Raw genomic sequence first — 16,666 nt, 5'->3', positions numbered from 1 at the left:
AATAATAATTGTGAATTTATAAGTGTGATTTTTAAAATGGTAAGAATAAAATAATGATTTTTATTTTATAATGTATTTAGCTGATAACAAAGGTAAGAAGAGTAAAAATATGAAATGCCTAAGTACAAATACGTCATTGGAAACTAGTACGATCTAGATGCTTAGGTGCGGAATTAACGTTGAACGTGGAGATAAAAAATTATGCCAAATCCCTAATTTTCATATTGAGTACGACACCCATACCTTCAAGAACCAATCTTACGCGTTTTTTACCTACTTCTATAACTTCGGCTTTTTGGTCTTTTAATGCTCCATATTTAATGGCAACCTTATCACCAGATTCTAGTTTACATAAACTGTAGTTTTCTACCGTATCATTAGATAACCAGTTTTTTAAAGCTTCCATTTCAGTATTGCGTACAATGGCTGGTTTGCCTAACCAATACAAGTATTTTACAACACCAGGAACGTCAAACACCTTCTGTCTATCTGATTCTGCAATTTGGACAAAAACGTAAGATTTAAATAAGGGGACTTCAATAGTCTTTTTACGATCACTCCATTGCTTTACTTCCTTTATCATTGGGCAGTAGACTTCAATTTGATGACTCAATAATCTTTCTGCTACCTTTTTTTCATTCTTAGGTTTTACATAAAGTACATACCAGTTTTTCAACATAAATATAGATAATGGATTCTCTAATATGGTAACTATTTTTTTGCTTTTGTAGTATTTTGGATGCCCTAAAATAAGAATTTTGCATTCATACGTGTATGGTTTGGCGTAAATGAGCTAATTATAGTTTTTTAAAGTTAGAAGGTATTATTGGTTATTATTGAAATTAGTAGGAAAAAGATTACTTTTAATTATACTATTTTGACATAAGTATCGTTTTATACTAAACCCCAAATCAATACCTATGACGTTTTTAAGCCTATTCAAATCTGTGGTCTCTAAAGAAAATACCGTAGCATTATCTGAAACTGAAGTAACTAACGAGTTGAATCTTTTGCTAAACGATTTAACTATTGAAAGTCAAAAAGATGAGGAATCTTCTGATGCATTTGTGAGTGATGAAAGGGTATCCGAGGTTTCTGAGCGAGAAAGGTTAATTGAAGAAAATCAGATACTATATGCTCAATTAATGAATGAGCGAATGCTAAGAATTAAGCGAAAGTTGATTTAATTTTTTCGCTACTTATTTAAAACAATTCTATAAAAATTTTGAATTATTAATACGCAAAAAGCTCTCAATTTCTTGAGAGCTTTTTGCGGTCTGGACCTGACTTGAAACTATCTTGTAATATCCTGAATTTTCAGATGGAAAGAATTATAAAGTGTCTGAAATTAATATGTCTGTATTTAAGAAATTTAAAAGTTGGCTTATTGATTATAAAAAATATGCATAAAAGAGTACGGTCTTGATTGATCGGACTCTTTTTAGTTTATCACGTACTCAAAAGAAAAGAAACAAAAAAATGCCCCATATATATATGGGGCATTGATATAGTTACTCAATTTATTTTAATCCTCTAGTTGCATAGTAAAATAGATTTTATACTCAACGCCATTATCCTCTACCACAACATAACCGTCGCGATCATTCACCGTTAAGGCATAATCTTCATTGGATAAAGCCCCTGTTAATACCGTGGTGGGATAAGTGAAATAATTCTCTACAACAACATTTTCATGTTTACCTGTTACGATTCTTTTTATAGTATAATCCCCAATATCTTCATTAAAAGTCAAAAGAATCTGTTTTGCAGAAGTAGCATTGCTATCGCTATATAGCTTTGACTCAGCAACCTCTAAAGTTGGGTGCTCTGAAGGCAGTTGTGTAATAGTAATGCTATAACCGATGTATTCTAAGGGATAAATCGTATAGTTACTGGAATAAGCCACGTTATAGGTTCCCGTTGGCATGTATTGGCGAGTTGAAAGATCAACGATAAGGTTTCCGTTAGCATCTACTTCTTCACTATAAACATAATAGTAATTACCCATACCATCACTTAGCAACACATTACTTCTTTTCCTTAAAAAGTTTGAGTTGGCATAACCAATAACTGGACCATTAAACAAATTTTCCCCCAATATTTTAAAAGTTCCATCTTTGCGCACCGAAGTAGTACTTATAGAATTAACTACCGGTTCCTTGGCAAAAACAACCTCTATTTTGTTTCCTTCGCTATTGACAAGGTCAAATACTTCATCCCCATCGGCATTTCGTATGACCAATTTAAAGTCGGTACCTTCTGCCGGCAATACATTTGGAAGTTCCGGCATTTCAACCCTAACCCCTGATGTAATGGATGTATTATACTCATCTTTTTTAATCAATTCATAATAGACCCCACCCTTTAAAAGGAAAAATTCATGATCATCCACAGCATCATCCTTTATATATACAAACAAATCAAAAATATGTCCCGGCCATATTGCTTTCTCAACAGGTATTGGATTGCCATCGTTATAAGGGGTTACTACCCTTGTGAAATTCGATTTTCCTTTAAGTAACCTAAATCCGTCAGATTCATCGGTATTTTCACGTGCTATCGAAACTTCAAGTGCAAATCTGTTATTTATATAGGAATCGGGTAGGGTTGCCGTTATTTCATTGGTTTCTTCATTAATACTCTTTACCTCAAGGTCAAAGGACTCCAAATCACTGAACAACCGTACTTGGATACTATCGCGATAAGGTGTGAGTTCATTCACCTCGAACGTTATATCGCCTCCTAAAGGCACATCAGCAAATTCACTTGAAACAAAACCATCTATTCTCACTTCTTGAAGTGGCCGATTCTTAGCCAAAACAAGAATCTCATTTGTTGAACCATCGGCTCCTGTCACTGTATATTTGACCGGAGAAGAATAATCAGTTATTCCGGCGGGATCAGGCTCCAAAGTAGATCCTTCAGAAACCTCGATCTGTGCTGTTAAATCTGTTATATCGGCAAAGGTGAACGTGTAGTACAATGTATCTATATCTGCCGGATTTTGCCCGTAAAAACCTGTGCTATAACTACCCGAATTCTCAAAAGTTACCAATGTAATTTCATTTTCGGGATCAGATTTGTCCAATACGGCCGTATATTCCTTTTGGGATTCGTCCTCAGCTGTTACCGTATATTTAACCGGACTTGTAAAATCTACCGTTTCCTCCGAAGCTGGATCTATATCCGCCAATTCGGAATAAGTGATTATCGGTGCCAAAGCAGTTAAATCCGTGGTAGGAGGAAAAGTATAAAAGATACTGTCGTTCCTGATTGCCGCCGTATAATCTTCATTGTCAATACTAATCTTAAATGAAATAATCTCTTTGGCATCACTCAAAACCTCCTCTTCTGGAGTTTTAGGCGAATCATCGGATTCATTTTTGGAACATCCTAAAAAGGACAAGGTCAATAAAAAAAGTGCAATAGGTTTTTTAAGCATAATTTGATTGTTTGTTAAATTGGTTTAACGACGAAAATATAATTTCATTGCTTTTAAAAACATAATCACGGGTATTCACAACATGTTTTACTTCTACGTATTATTTCTTTTTAACGCAGGAATGTGTTAGCTACTTTTTCCATGTAATTAAAACGACAATTTTTTTTATTTTCATGTAGTGCAATCATAAATCAATGACATATGTTATTTGTTTAGTTTTGAGAATATTGGTTTAATAATCTTAGCAAATCAATATACTTGCCATCTGAATGTCCGTTTCGATTAGGTCCTACAGAGATTATTGCTTGCCCCGCGGACGGGTAAGTTTTAGAAAATTACTCTGCTTAACCAACATACTTACGATAACATAAGGTAGATTTTTTTACAATTTGGAGTTTCTGTTGATGGTCAATAGAATATTTAATCTTGGATAATTGTGAATAGCCTCCGATATAATCGAGTATTTAAAATTACCAATTGTATCATCTTGTCTCTATGGACGGACAGCTTGTAGAAATAATATGAGTGTAATTTTAGCTAGGAAAAGATTTACCGTACAAATACCGTACACGCTATAAACGCAAAAATCCTAACTAGTTATTAGTAACTAATTAGGATTTGTATTTGCGGTCTGGACGGGACTCGAACCTTGCTTGGCGAGCCCTGTCGCTGTGGCACTTCTGCCAAATATTTTTATCTATGTTGACGATTTGTGAACTAATTCTCGTGAGTTGTAGTTCAATTTGATTCGCCTGATGCAAAAATAATAATTCTTTTCAATTAACAACATTTATTACCAATAAATATTAAACTAATATATTACCAATGAATTGAAAATAAAAATTTAACTAAGGGGGTTTATTATCATACAATATGACCGCAATTTAAACTCGTAAAATACTTCCATCAAAAGACTACGGCATAAAGCCAACGTCTCTTCCATCGCTTATTTATTCCGTTTCCTTTTGAGCCAAGATTTTATCTTCCGTTTGGTTTCTGCTCAAATATTGTTTAATCTAAAATTTGAGTATTATGACAACAAAAGCGAGTACCACAAGAAAGAGCGGTAAAAAAATTACGGCCGCCAAGAAAGAAGTCAAAGAAAAATTGACACAAAAAGCGATTGGGCTTCAGATTGAGAACCTATCAATTGCAAAGGTCATTCCCGACCCGATGCAGCCCAGGAAGACTTTTAATGAGGATGCGTTAAAGCAGCTTTCAGAAAGTATCAAAAAGCACGGTGTTCTGCAACCTATTACAGTCCGAAAATCTGGAAACGATTTTATCATCGTAATGGGGGAGCGGAGGTATCGAGCCAGTAAATTGGCCAACAAGAAATCAATTCCGTGTATCTTTAGGGAATACAAGAACAATGATGTTCTGGAAATTCAAATCATCGAAAATCTACAAAGACAGGATGTTGAGCCAACCGAAGAAGCAGAGGCGATTGCTTATTTAAGCGAAAGATATGCGCCTACCGAAATTGCAAAACGGTTGGGAAGAACGGATAACTTTATCAGACAGCGACTTAAACTGGCAGGATTGATTGACGGTTTCAAGCACTTTGTACGCAATGGCGAAATGACAATCTCATTGGGTGTAGGTGTAGCGCTCTTTGAACCCGAAGAACAGCAGATGATGCTGGAAACGATGGGCGAGGATTTTAATGCGCATCAGATAAACAGGATGATTAAAGACCAGACCTATGATTTGGAAAAAACATCTTTTGATGTAGCCGATAAAAAATTGGTCCCAAAAGCTGGGTCTTGTATAGAATGTCCGTTCAATGCGGCAAATCAAGGCAATCTGTTCGGCGAGGGTAAAATGGTCTGCACGAAAGCAGCCTGTTTTGAAACTAAGAAAAGTAAATCGTTCTTAAACCTGATTGAAAAGTCCAAGAAAGAGAATATCCTTTTAATCCCTGAAATACGACAGTATTGGGCAGATGACGAGAACAATCAGCTCATTATATCACAATTGGAAAAAAACAAATTGAAAGTCTATCTATTGGACGATGTTGAAATTATAGAGAATCCGATTGAGCCAACAATCGAAGCTATTCAGAAAGAATATCAACATTACGATTATTCTGAAGATGAATTAAAGGAAGAATTGGATGAAGCAATGCAGAATTATAAAGAAGCATTAGAAAAATTCAATTCAGCAAAAGAAGATGGATTTAAAAACGGTATTGTGTTCCATCCCGATTCATTCCAGCACAAAGAAATTTTTCTAAAAATTGTTGAAAAATCAAAGAACGATTCTACGGAATATTCGGCACCATTGGCCAATAGGAAAATGGCAGATTGTACGCCTAAAGAACAAATCGTTAAAATCAACGAAAGAGAAATCCGTAAGAAGCAAATAGAGAACAACAAGCAGTTTGAAGAAGTTGTAGAAATGATTCGTGAGACGAAATATATCGATACGAAGAAGACACTTTCAACAGATGAAATGGCGGCATTCTCGATATCGCTATTTGAGAACAATGTGGACTATATGAGCCAACAAAAGTATTTCTCAAAGTTCTTGGGCGACACTTCAAAGATGACCAAAGTTGAAATGGTCGAGAATTTCAAGAAGAATTTCAAAAAGGAAATCTTTCACAAGTTGATACGCTATATGCTCACAAAGCAAGTTCATTTTGGCGAAAGCAATCACGTCAACAATCTGACGAACATTTCATTCTACAATGCGATGCAAGGGTATTACAAATCCAAGATTGCCGGCATTGAAAAAGAATATGCCGAAAAGAGAGACAAGCGTGAAGCACGTTTGAAAGAGCGCATCACAGTTCTTGAAAAACAAATTCAGGAACTCAACGATTAGCTTTTGTTGTTTGAGAAAGGGTCGGCATTCGTGCTGGCCCTTTTTCTTTTTTATGATAGTTTTTTAAAAGATGTATTTACAAGGAAGTGGTTATCAATCAATAGTTAGCGCAAAGGTAAACTCGTAAAATACACCCATCAAAAGACTACGGCATAAAGCCAACGCAACATCCTACGCTTATTTATTCCGTTTCCTTTTGAGCTGAGATTTTAGCTTCCGTTTGGGTACTGCTCAAATATTGTTTAATCAAAATATATCATTATGAAACGAGTATCTGAAAAACCTAAAATTTCGCTACAAGAAGCTGAAAAGCATTATCAGTCGAGTAGTGAAAATTATGACATTGATAGTGGCGAAAGTCACTTGGCTTATTACAGGGATAAGCATCCCAACTATTACCGAGTATTATCAGAAAATGTTTAATCTAAATTCAAAAGCTATGTATTTACAAAATTTGCAACAGGATGAAATCTTTGTTCCATCAGAAATGAAATCATTAAAAACTCTGACCCAGATGGAATCCCGAAGAGGGCTTGAAAATGCCATAATCTCTAATGGCAAAATCGTCAATGTGGTCTCTAACAGCTATGGCCACATTCCAAATCAACTATTCTTCAAGAAAGCTGAAGAAATGCTGACCGATGCACAGCTGAACTTCCACAAACGCACTATAAACAAAAATGACAGGTCTTTTATTACAGACTTTATTATCGACGACAAAAGCCAGTTTACGGTTAAGAACCATAAGGACTTGATATTGCCGATGCTTCGGTTCAAGAATTCGTATGACGGAAGTGAAAAGACCTCTGGACACTTCGGATTTTACAGAGAAGTATGTTCAAACGGACTGCACGTTTCACAAGCAGAAATTGAGTTTTCCATCAAACATAGTAAGAACAATACGCACTTGATTATGCCAAGGCTGAACAATCTATTCGATAAGTTTCTGGATAATGAATTCTACACCATTACCAAGAAGTTCGACAAGATGAAGGAATTTAAAATCATCGATACTCAGGAATTTGTAAAAGCGATTCTTGACAAAACAAAACTGTTTCGGTATGAATGTAGCGATAAGAACAGCGACCCGTCGAAAAAATCTCGTGAGGTCATCGAAATCTTAAACTATGAAGCCTTGTTGCTCAATGAAGAACCAAATCTATGGTTGGGTTACAATGCCTTCAACTCGGTACTTCATAACGTTTTGAAGAAAAGCTTCGGACAACAAGAGCGGTTAGATAAAAAGCTGTTTGATGAAGTCTATGCTATGGCATAAATTAAATAAAGGTTTGTCCAGTACCTCAAACTGGATTTTGATTTATCATTCCCTAAGGTGTCACTAAATTTTACCATTAAAAAATGGGCTATCAAGGGCATTCAAACTTATCCTGTAAGAAAAAAGTGTGTAAAGTGATCGGATGGATTTTTTTCTATTTAAATTTGATGATAATAAATTTACACGACCATAAAGTATATTTTGGAGAAATTATTTAAAACCACATATTTTAGTCAGTTTGAACCTGCCCTAATCAGCGAGATGATTGAGGTTGGGGAATTTAGTCAAATTTCTGAAGGTCAAGACTTAATTAGAGTTGGACAATTCATCCATTTTATACCATTGGTAATTCAAGGTAGTATTAAAATAATGCGTCCTGATGATGACGGAAATGAGTTATTGCTTTATCATTTAGAAGAAGGAGGAACCTGTGCGATGTCAATGAATTGTTGTTTGGGAAGCACAAAAAGTGAAATACACGCGATTGCAGAGACTGATGTCAAGATTCTTAAAGTACCAGTTGCCAAAATGGAAGAGTGGTCCAGTTCTTATAAAACCTGGAGACATTTTGTTTACAACAGTTACCATAACCGAATGATGGAAATGTTGGACAGTATAGACAATATTGCGTTTAATAATATGGATGAGCGATTGGAAAAATATCTTCAGGATAAAATGGAAATATTAAATAGCAAACACATATACTCGACTCACAAAGAGATTGCACAAGACCTGCATACCAGTCGTGTGGTAATTTCACGCCTGCTGAAGAAAATGGAAAATAGCAATAAGTTAAAATTGCACCGCAGTTTTATTGAAGTCCTGTAACAACAGTTACAGACTTTGAACATACCGACACGTACATTTGTTCCATAATTTTCTGAACAAATGGAAATCGTAGAAATTTTAGGTTACGTAGGTGCTCTTTTGATAGGACTTGTATTAGGGTTGATTGGTGGTGGTGGCTCAATTCTTACCGTTCCTATCTTGGTGTATGCACTTGCGCTTAACCCAGTAATTGCAACAGCATATTCATTATTTGTGGTGGGAGCAACATCTCTTATTGGCGCAATTAAAAATATGATGAAAGGGATGGTGGATTATAGAACGGCCATCATTTTTGCTGTCCCAGCTTTTATAGCTGTTTATCTTACTCGGGCATTCTTAATTCCTGCTATTCCTGAAGAACTTTTTAGTGTAAACAGTTTTATGGTCACGAAGAACCTGGCCATAATGCTCTTTTTTGCCATTATTATGTTGCTCGCATCTGTTTCAATGATTCGAAACAAGCGAAAAGAAATTGACGAGGAAGCTCAAATAACCTATAACTATCCTTTAATAATTATAGAAGGTTTGGTGGTGGGAACTATTACAGGTATAGTAGGTGCAGGCGGTGGCTTTTTAATTATACCTGCCTTAGTTCTCTTAGCAAAATTGCCAATGAAAAAAGCAGTTGCGACGTCCCTTTTAATAATCGCGATTAAATCTCTGATTGGTTTTTTGGGCGATGTTCAGAATTTGAATATTGACTGGCCATTCCTTCTTATTTTTACAGCAATTTCAGTTGTGGGCATTTTTATTGGGATATGGCTCAATAAATTTATAGACGGAAAGAAACTCAAGAAAGCATTTGGATGGTTCGTTCTTGTAATGGGTATTTATATTATCTACAAAGAACTAACAATGTAAAATACAAGGATGGAAAAATACATTGACATAATAATAGAATCTTTTATTGGCTATTGGAACTACCTTGTTTATGAAATATCAAACCCCTCTTGGACCAACTATTTCTATTGGCTTATTGGGCTTTCTTTGATGGTTTTCACTTTGGAAATCATTATTCCCTGGCGAAAAAAACAACCTATTTTTAGAAAAGGATTTTGGCTGGATGCTTTCTATATACTGTTTAACTTTTTCCTATTTTCTCTTGTAGGTTACAACGCCTTATCAAATGTAGGAGTCGCCCTATTCGATGATTTTCTTAGTAGTTTTGGTATAAACAATATAGTGGCTATTGAAGTTCAATCGCTACCAGAATGGTCGCAATTGTTGATTATGTTTTTAATTGCAGATTTTGTCCAATGGAACGTGCATAGGTTGTTGCACCGCGTATCTTGGTTATGGAAATTTCATAAAGTACACCACAGCGTTAAAGAAATGGGCTTTGCGGCACAGTTTCGGTTTCATTTTATGGAGACCATAGTCTATAAATCCCTACAATATATCCCATTGGCTATGATAGGTTTTGGGATAGAACAATTCTTTATCATTCATATGTTTTCGGTTTTTGTAGGTCATTTAAATCACGCAAATCTAGATTGGAGCTACGGAAAACTTGGATTCATATTTAACAATCCGAGAATGCACATTTGGCATCACGCTAAGGAACTTCCAAGACAGCATAAATATGGTATGAATTTCGGACTTACCTTGAGCATATGGGACTACATCTTCGGCACTGCGTATGTTCCCAAAAGTGGTAAAGATTTGGAAATTGGCTTTAAAGGGGATGAGACATTTCCAGAAGATTTTAAAGGTCAATTGGTTTTTCCTTTTAAAAACAATACTAAATAGCTCTTTGGTAACATAGGTTACAAATTTCCTTCTTTCACTAGTATATCTTTGACTTAAAGTTTTATATCAAATGAAAAATATTATTATAATTATGACCCTCTTTAGTTCACTCTTTGGTGCAAATGCACAACAAAATGATACAATAAAAATTCTAAATCCTTCCGATTTTAAGGATGCAATCAAGTCAAAAGATGTGCAACTCGTAGATGTTCGCACAGCAGATGAGTTTAAGGCTGGTGCTATCGAATCAGCTTTAAATATCGATTTTTTCCAGCAAGAAAATTTTACTGAAGAATTTGAGAAGTTAGACAAAGAGCAACCTGTCTATTTGTATTGTCGCTCTGGAAGCAGAAGTCAACAAGCAGCAGGCAAACTCAAAGCAATGGGCTTTACCAAAATCTATGATTTGCAAGGCGGCTATATGGGCTGGCCATTTAAAGGATAACCATTAATAAAATGTTAAAGACACCTATAAAACAACATTGGGATTCGGTTTACGAAAACAAAACCCCAAACCAAGTAAGTTGGACACAGGAAAAACCAGAGACTTCATTAAATTTAATTCAGGATGCTGGATTGCCTAAAACCGCAAAAATAATTGATATAGGTGGAGGCGATAGCAAGCTTGTAGATTATTTGCTTGAAGAAGGTTATAAGAATATAACGGTACTTGATATTTCTGTAAAATCACTCGATAAAGCCATAAAACGCTTGGGCAACAAAGCAAGTAAAGTAACTTGGATTGTAAGTGATATTTCTACTTTTAAACCTGATGTGGTATATGATTTATGGCACGACAGGGCAGCGTTTCACTTTTTAACTTTGAAAGAAGAGATTGAACGGTATCAAGCTATCGTTGCAAATTTTGTAAGTGATAGTTTGATAATTGGCACGTTTTCAAAAAATGGTCCCACAAAATGTAGTGGTCTAAAAATTTCTCAATATAATGAGCAAGAACTAATTAAAAAATTCAAGAATCATTTTAAAAAAGAAGATTGCCTTACCACCGACCATATAACACCCTTTAACACAGTACAGAATTTTCAATTCTGTAGATTGAAAAAACTGAAGTAAAAACAAGTTATGTATCAAAGGTTACAACTATTGACTGTAGCTTTTTTTATTTTTATATAAAATTTAGACATTATGAATATTAAACAATTTGAATATAAACCATTGGCTCATTATTCTTATGCTATTATCAGTGAAGGAAAAATGGCAATTATAGACCCCGAAAGAAAGCCAGAGCAATATTACGTTTTTGCGAAAGCGAACAAAGCAGAAATCGTTGCAGTAATCGAAACCCATCCACACGCAGATTTTGTGAGTTCACATCTTGAAATCCATAAAAAAACAGGTGCAACTATTTACAATAGTGAAAAGTTGGGAGCTGATTATCCATACCAATCTTTTGACGAAGGAGATACTATTTCATTGGGAAATATAACCTTGAAAGCAATAAATACCCCAGGGCACTCGCCAGATAGTATTACCATTATTGCAACAGAAGGAAATGAAACCGTGCTTTTTACTGGAGACACTCTTTTTATAGGCGACGTAGGTCGTCCTGATTTACGGGAAAAGGCTGGAAATATGAAAGCAAAACGTGAAGAACTTGCTGAAATGATGTACGAAACTATCACGAATAAATTTACGAATTTACCAGATGATGCTATTGTTTATCCAGCTCACGGTGCAGGTTCGCTTTGTGGAAAGAATTTGAGCGATGCGGCCAGTAGTACGTTAGGCAATGAGCGTATGGGCAATTGGGCTTTTAAAGAGCAGTCTAAAGAAGAGTTTATGGACACCATATTAGATGGACAACCATTCATTCCTCATTATTTTGGCTACGACGTTGATATGAATAAGAGAGGTGCAGATGATTTAAAGCCTTCGATTGGGAAAGTTCCGTTTGCTGAAAACACAACAGGGGAAGGTCTGATAGTCGATATGAGAGATGAAGCAACCTTTAAAAAAGGACATTTAAAAGGTAGTATCAACATTCAAGCGGTTTCAGATAACGCAAAATTTGAAACGTGGTTAGGTTCTATTGTTGAACCAACTGAAGAATATACTTTGGTTATTGACAATAAGGAGAACAAAGACGTTTTGTTGCATCGCGTCGCAAAAATAGGTTATGAAAAACTTCTGAAGAAAGTGATAACGCTTTCAGAAGAAAATCTTGTGGCATCTGAAAAACTTGATTTAGCAGACTTCAAAAAAAATCCTGACAACTACACCATCGTTGATATACGTAACCCAAGCGAGGTAGAAGAAGGGAAGTTTTTTAACAGCGCCATTTCACATCCTTTAAATGAGTTGAGAGATTCTGCAAATAAAATCTCAACGGACAAACCTATTGTTGTGCACTGCGCAGGTGGTTATAGAAGTGCGGCAGGAAGTAGTATTCTTGAAAAACAATTGAAAGGCATAAAAGTATATGATTTAAGTGATGACATTGAAGATTTTAAATAGTTTCAAGCACTAATTAAAATAAACCGCATTGGAAATATTTTCTGATGCGGTTTTTATATTATAGTGACTAATAAGTTTATTTCAATCCTTTTAAAAAATTCTTGAACTCTACATTGTCATAATCTGCCATTCCCTTATGTGTCAGCGCTAAATTTCCTCTTGAATCTATAACATAGGTAGTGGGTAAAGAGGATGATTGATACATAGCTGGAAGATCACTTGCAGGAGCGTAAATGGGTAAATCATAACCCTTGCGTTTATCAAAAGCTTTAGCCTTTTCAAAATCATCATCGAATGATAGCATTACGAAAGCAACTTCATCACCCATTTCTTCGTGTAATTTATCGATGCTCGGCATTTCGGCAATACAAGGCGGACACCAAGTTGCCCAAAAATTTAAGAATATTACCTTGCCTTTAAATTCTTCCAATGACCTTGTTTTGCCTTCAGCGTCGATTAATTTTAGGTTTAAATCTGCTTTGGTAAGATTTGGCATTGATGCCTCATCGTCGTTGTTTTTATTATTTCTTACTTGTGCAATTTCGGCTACATCAGGGTTCATTAAACCAGTAGTAAGTAGTCCTCGTTGTGCAAAACCAATAACTTCTGTATGTAAACCTGTTGCATAAAGTGTAATGGCCACTATGGCCATAATTCCGTATTGAATCCAAGAATTTCTCAAACTATTTGTTTTCTTATTTTTCATTTTATTTACTTTAAAGGCTTAAACTTTTATATCCTTTTTTTTGAAGTTGAAAATTGTATAGAATACCATTTTCGACGGTTTTCATTTCTTTGGGTACTTTCGTTTTATCAACTTTGAATTTATTGAGCGAAAAACCACAGGCCACCAATTGTACACCAGCATTTTCAGCACGCTCTATAAAGTCGTTCATTTTAGAACTATCTGTAATATCGCCAATTTCCTTGCCGCAAATGATAACTTCAAACTGACCAAAATTGCTACCATCTTCCTCTTTTAATGATTCCGCAGTTAAAACTATTGGTTCTAATTGGGGCACTTTTTTAGTGAGTACCACATAATTATTTTTGTTTGTATCTACAGTGTTTTGCGCTAAAGAACTACAACTCGTAAAAAGAGTCATTACTATTACTACGGTACTATAAAAAATTGTTTTCATTTTGATTTATTTTAAAAGATTATTGGTGTCATTCAGTACGAAAAAAAGAAGTCCACCGAGAATTGCTATGTTTTTGAATAGTGGCCCAAGGGTTGTGATTTGTCCAACCTGAACCGTTAATGTAATTGGTATTAAAACTGCCATCAATACCATTGCCGCCCATTTGGTTTTATATCCCACAAGAAATAGGAAGCCTGCCGAAATCATAACGATACCAGATAGTATGATGAGCCATTGGGGTTCGCCAAACAAATGCGCGATACCCTTAAAGCTTGCCCGTTCAATTCGCATTGCGGTTTTTTCAGTTTCAAGCAAATGATTAAAACCTGCTACGAGAAATATTCCACTGACTAATACGCGCAATAACTGTATGGAACGGCGACTGATTAAAATTTTTGTCGTCATTATAAATACGTTAAATAAAATTGATTTTGTGCGATGTCTAGCCGTACTATTTCCTTTGGTTTAATTGCTTAAGCTCGAAAAAATATTACGGCTGCACCGACTTTTAATTTTTAAAAAAAGTAATGGATTTAAGCCAAGCGAGGTGGTGGAGAATCGTTATCTAAATAGCGATAACTTAATATTGAAGTGAAATGTTCGTTAAAAACTGCAATGGGTTTTGAGATATTTGTTTCCCAAGTGAACAGCTCAAATTGAAACTGCGAGGTACAAAAACCACTTAACGTAACAAGTTGTGACGCGCTGAAATCATTTTGCGAAAATTCTGTTTTCTGATTTGACTGTTTCGGGGAATTCTTCTTTTTACAATTCGATTTTACAAATGTTATGTCATTTCCGCTGAAAATAGTGTTCAAACCATTCGCATCAATAGCAAAAAATTTTGCCATAAAGATGAATGTAAGAAATACCGCTATGTAAGTTTTATTTTTCACGCTGACACAAAAATAGGTAAATGAATAAACAGGAACTGTAACAATTGTTACCCAACGTTGATAAACTAATTTTAAATAAATATTTAAGCAGTGTAACAAAGGTTACCGTATTCACATTAGGAAAATTTGATATTTGCCTTAAAATAAAAAAGATGAATTGGATTTATGAGCCTTGGCCTTGGTATGTAGCAGGGCCACTTATCGCACTTGTGATGTTTATTCTATTGTTCGTTGGAAAGCAATTTGGTATGTCGTCAAATTTACGTACTGCTTGCGCTGCTGTAGGCGCAGGGAAAGCAGCAGATTTTTTTAAGTTCGATTGGAAAGCAGAGCGCTGGAATTTAATGGTCGTTCTTGGAGCTATTATAGGTGGTTTCATAGCTTCGAATTTTATGAGTGACAATACGGTGGAAATCAATCCTGAAGTTGCCCAACAACTATCGGACGACTACAATATTACAAGTGGTGGCGAAAGCTATATGCCACCAGAGATTTTTTCAACCGAAGCACTATCCGATCCTTTTACCATTATTATACTTTTAGTAGGTGGATTGCTGGTTGGTTTTGGGGCGCGATATGCTGGTGGTTGTACATCGGGTCACGCAATATCAGGATTAAGTAACTTGCAATTACCATCTTTAATTGCTGTCATAGGTTTCTTTATCGGTGGACTTGTAATGGTTCATTTAATTTACCCCTTAATTTTTTAAAGAATGAGATATATTACATATTTAGCAATTGGTATTTTCTTCGGAATAATAATGTTTAAATCTTAAGCTGCTTCTTGGTTTCGTATTTATGAAATGTTTCAGTTTGGCAGTTTCCATATGTACGGAATTATTGGGTCAGCTTTAGTGTTGGGTGTAATTGGCGTTCAAGTGATTAAAAGAATGAATATAAAGCCGTTGGATGGTAGCGAAATGAGACTAAAACCTAAAAACAAAAGTGTCGCTCGATATTTAATTGGTGGTATTATATTTGGGTTAGGCTGGGCTCTTGCAGGTGCTTGTCCTGGTCCTATGTATGTATTAGCAGGAGCGGGTTATCTTTCTATTCTCGTGGTCATTGGTGGAGCGCTGTTGGGTACGTTTGGTTATGGACTCTTAAGAAAACATCTGCCACATTAATTAAAATTTTAATTATTTTAAAAAAAAGATAAATATGACACGTAATAAAAAAATAGATTTGATAAGTGTTTTGCTAGGCTTAACTGCGATTGCGATGATAGTGGTTGGTATAGTAATGAAAATACCTGCCCCAGCAATAACAGGAGTTGGTTTTTTATTAATCGTATGGGCATTTCAAGTTTTTAAGTAAGAAATTTATTATTTAATTAAAAGATATATTTTAAATAAATAATCGGTTTAAATTGGAAACAAAAACACCTTCTTACTTTGGTAGGGAGGTTTTTTTATGCCATTACATTTATAATCCCACTCAGCAAATTCCCCTACATTCCGCTAAAAGCTACATTTCGGGAAAAACGCTTCCCTACAATAGTCTTGGACACAACTTCAAAGCTTCCGTTTTCCATTCCACTTGCCCGCTCATTCCCGAGAAATGTCAGGAAGCGGTCAAACTACATTCCAAGCTACACCTTCAAAGTCAAGTCCGCTTTAAATCCAACGGAAAAGGAAAATTCATTTTCATAATCCATTCAGCACATTCCCCTACATTCCCCAAAAAGCTACATTTCGGGAAAAGAGCTTCCCTATAAATATCTTGGACACAATCCCCAATTTCAGCTTTCCATTCCGTTAACCCTTCCCGATGCTCTGGGAAGGAACACTTCATTCCTTTGCCAAAATTGTGAATTAAGTCCGCTTTTCATCGGAAAGTCTTCACTTCGGTTTTCTTAACAGGATTTTCGGCGCGGTCTTCTTGAGCCCTCACTCGAAAATCCTTAAAAACCAAACCGCTGTCTTACACATTTTAAGGGGTTTATAATGGATAAAGCCTTTGTTGTTTTTCGGGGCGTCGAAAAACAGGCACGACATAACCAATTCTAATTTAACCACAGCTACTTATC

General features: G+C 35.4%; 18 protein-coding genes and 1 pseudogene. 13 read left to right on the top strand and 6 right to left on the bottom strand.

Annotated elements, in window-relative coordinates; translation table 11 throughout:
* Nucleotides 1-199: 199 nt before the first annotated feature.
* The gene (locus B2Z27_RS07055) at nt 200-679 is read right to left on the bottom strand and encodes a UpxY family transcription antiterminator (protein WP_215998573.1); all 480 of its coding nucleotides are present in this window, start codon (nt 677-679) and stop codon (nt 200-202) included.
* A gap of 241 nt (nt 680-920) precedes the next feature.
* Here B2Z27_RS07055 and B2Z27_RS07050 point away from each other — a divergent pair, with 241 nt between their 5' ends.
* Complete coding sequence (locus B2Z27_RS07050) at nt 921-1,187, top strand: hypothetical protein (RefSeq protein ID WP_286813128.1); 267 nt, start codon at nt 921-923, stop codon at nt 1,185-1,187.
* 338 nt (nt 1,188-1,525) lie between these two features.
* On the opposite strand, the gene B2Z27_RS07045 is transcribed toward B2Z27_RS07050, so the two are convergent.
* A complete protein-coding gene (locus B2Z27_RS07045; protein ID WP_286813127.1) occupies nt 1,526-3,442 on the bottom strand; it encodes a hypothetical protein in 1,917 nt (638 codons plus the stop codon).
* Nucleotides 3,443-4,474: 1,032 nt separating this feature from the next.
* On the opposite strand from B2Z27_RS07045, the gene B2Z27_RS07040 reads away from it, so the two are divergent.
* The 9 genes from B2Z27_RS07040 to B2Z27_RS07000 all read left to right on the top strand — a co-directional run bounded on the left by B2Z27_RS07040 (nt 4,475) and on the right by B2Z27_RS07000 (nt 12,599).
* Nucleotides 4,475-6,271, top strand: a complete 1,797-nt coding sequence (locus B2Z27_RS07040; RefSeq protein ID WP_286813126.1) for a ParB/RepB/Spo0J family partition protein — start codon at nt 4,475-4,477, stop codon at nt 6,269-6,271.
* Between the two features lie 261 nt (nt 6,272-6,532).
* The gene (locus B2Z27_RS07035) at nt 6,533-6,694 is read left to right on the top strand and encodes a hypothetical protein (RefSeq protein WP_286813125.1); all 162 of its coding nucleotides are present in this window, start codon (nt 6,533-6,535) and stop codon (nt 6,692-6,694) included.
* A 16-nt stretch (nt 6,695-6,710) separates the two neighbouring features.
* Nucleotides 6,711-7,547 carry a DUF932 domain-containing protein gene (locus B2Z27_RS07030; RefSeq protein WP_286813124.1) on the top strand — a complete coding sequence of 279 codons (837 nt, stop codon included), beginning with the start codon at nt 6,711-6,713 and terminating at the stop codon, nt 7,545-7,547.
* A 261-nt stretch (nt 7,548-7,808) separates the two neighbouring features.
* Nucleotides 7,809-8,375 (top strand): Crp/Fnr family transcriptional regulator, encoded by a 567-nt coding sequence (locus B2Z27_RS07025; protein ID WP_394340207.1) that lies wholly within the window; start codon nt 7,809-7,811, stop codon nt 8,373-8,375.
* Between the two features lie 60 nt (nt 8,376-8,435).
* Complete coding sequence (locus B2Z27_RS07020) at nt 8,436-9,236, top strand: sulfite exporter TauE/SafE family protein (RefSeq protein ID WP_047550317.1); 801 nt, start codon at nt 8,436-8,438, stop codon at nt 9,234-9,236.
* Nucleotides 9,237-9,245: 9 nt separating this feature from the next.
* Complete coding sequence (locus B2Z27_RS07015) at nt 9,246-10,124, top strand: sterol desaturase family protein (RefSeq protein WP_286813123.1); 879 nt, start codon at nt 9,246-9,248, stop codon at nt 10,122-10,124.
* 70 nt (nt 10,125-10,194) lie between these two features.
* Complete coding sequence (locus tag B2Z27_RS07010) at nt 10,195-10,569, top strand: rhodanese-like domain-containing protein (protein WP_286813121.1); 375 nt, start codon at nt 10,195-10,197, stop codon at nt 10,567-10,569.
* Nucleotides 10,570-10,580: 11 nt separating this feature from the next.
* Nucleotides 10,581-11,198 (top strand): class I SAM-dependent methyltransferase, encoded by a 618-nt coding sequence (locus tag B2Z27_RS07005; protein ID WP_286813119.1) that lies wholly within the window; start codon nt 10,581-10,583, stop codon nt 11,196-11,198.
* A gap of 72 nt (nt 11,199-11,270) precedes the next feature.
* Nucleotides 11,271-12,599, top strand: a complete 1,329-nt coding sequence (locus B2Z27_RS07000) for an MBL fold metallo-hydrolase (protein ID WP_286813118.1) — start codon at nt 11,271-11,273, stop codon at nt 12,597-12,599.
* A gap of 76 nt (nt 12,600-12,675) precedes the next feature.
* Here B2Z27_RS07000 and B2Z27_RS06995 read toward each other — a convergent pair whose 3' ends face one another.
* The 4 genes from B2Z27_RS06995 to B2Z27_RS06980 form a co-directional block, all read right to left on the bottom strand.
* Nucleotides 12,676-13,305 (bottom strand): TlpA family protein disulfide reductase, encoded by a 630-nt coding sequence (locus B2Z27_RS06995; RefSeq protein WP_286813116.1) that lies wholly within the window; start codon nt 13,303-13,305, stop codon nt 12,676-12,678.
* Nucleotides 13,306-13,315: 10 nt separating this feature from the next.
* The gene (locus B2Z27_RS06990; protein ID WP_286813115.1) at nt 13,316-13,741 is read right to left on the bottom strand and encodes a sulfur reduction protein DsrE; all 426 of its coding nucleotides are present in this window, start codon (nt 13,739-13,741) and stop codon (nt 13,316-13,318) included.
* 6 nt (nt 13,742-13,747) lie between these two features.
* Nucleotides 13,748-14,146: a DoxX family protein gene (locus B2Z27_RS06985; protein WP_286813114.1), complete on the bottom strand. Its 399-nt coding sequence runs from the start codon at nt 14,144-14,146 to the stop codon at nt 13,748-13,750.
* A gap of 128 nt (nt 14,147-14,274) precedes the next feature.
* Complete coding sequence (locus B2Z27_RS06980; RefSeq protein WP_286813112.1) at nt 14,275-14,592, bottom strand: hypothetical protein; 318 nt, start codon at nt 14,590-14,592, stop codon at nt 14,275-14,277.
* A gap of 197 nt (nt 14,593-14,789) precedes the next feature.
* Here B2Z27_RS06980 and B2Z27_RS06975 point away from each other — a divergent pair, with 197 nt between their 5' ends.
* The 3 genes and pseudogenes from B2Z27_RS06975 (at nt 14,790) to B2Z27_RS06965 (ending at nt 15,954) form a co-directional block, all read left to right on the top strand.
* Nucleotides 14,790-15,347: a YeeE/YedE family protein gene (locus B2Z27_RS06975; RefSeq protein ID WP_286813110.1), complete on the top strand. Its 558-nt coding sequence runs from the start codon at nt 14,790-14,792 to the stop codon at nt 15,345-15,347.
* Nucleotides 15,348-15,350: 3 nt separating this feature from the next.
* Nucleotides 15,351-15,764 (top strand): annotated as a pseudogene (locus tag B2Z27_RS06970) (DUF6691 family protein).
* Nucleotides 15,765-15,798: 34 nt separating this feature from the next.
* Complete coding sequence (locus B2Z27_RS06965) at nt 15,799-15,954, top strand: hypothetical protein (protein WP_286813108.1); 156 nt, start codon at nt 15,799-15,801, stop codon at nt 15,952-15,954.
* Nucleotides 15,955-16,666: the final 712 nt, after the last annotated feature.

Source organism: Maribacter sp. UBA3344 (genome assembly GCF_002362375.1).
Taxonomy (GTDB): Bacteria; Bacteroidota; Bacteroidia; order Flavobacteriales; family Flavobacteriaceae; genus Maribacter; species Maribacter dokdonensis.
Note: the sequence above shows the minus strand (reverse complement) of the source record. Positions and strands in the feature narration are given on the sequence as shown.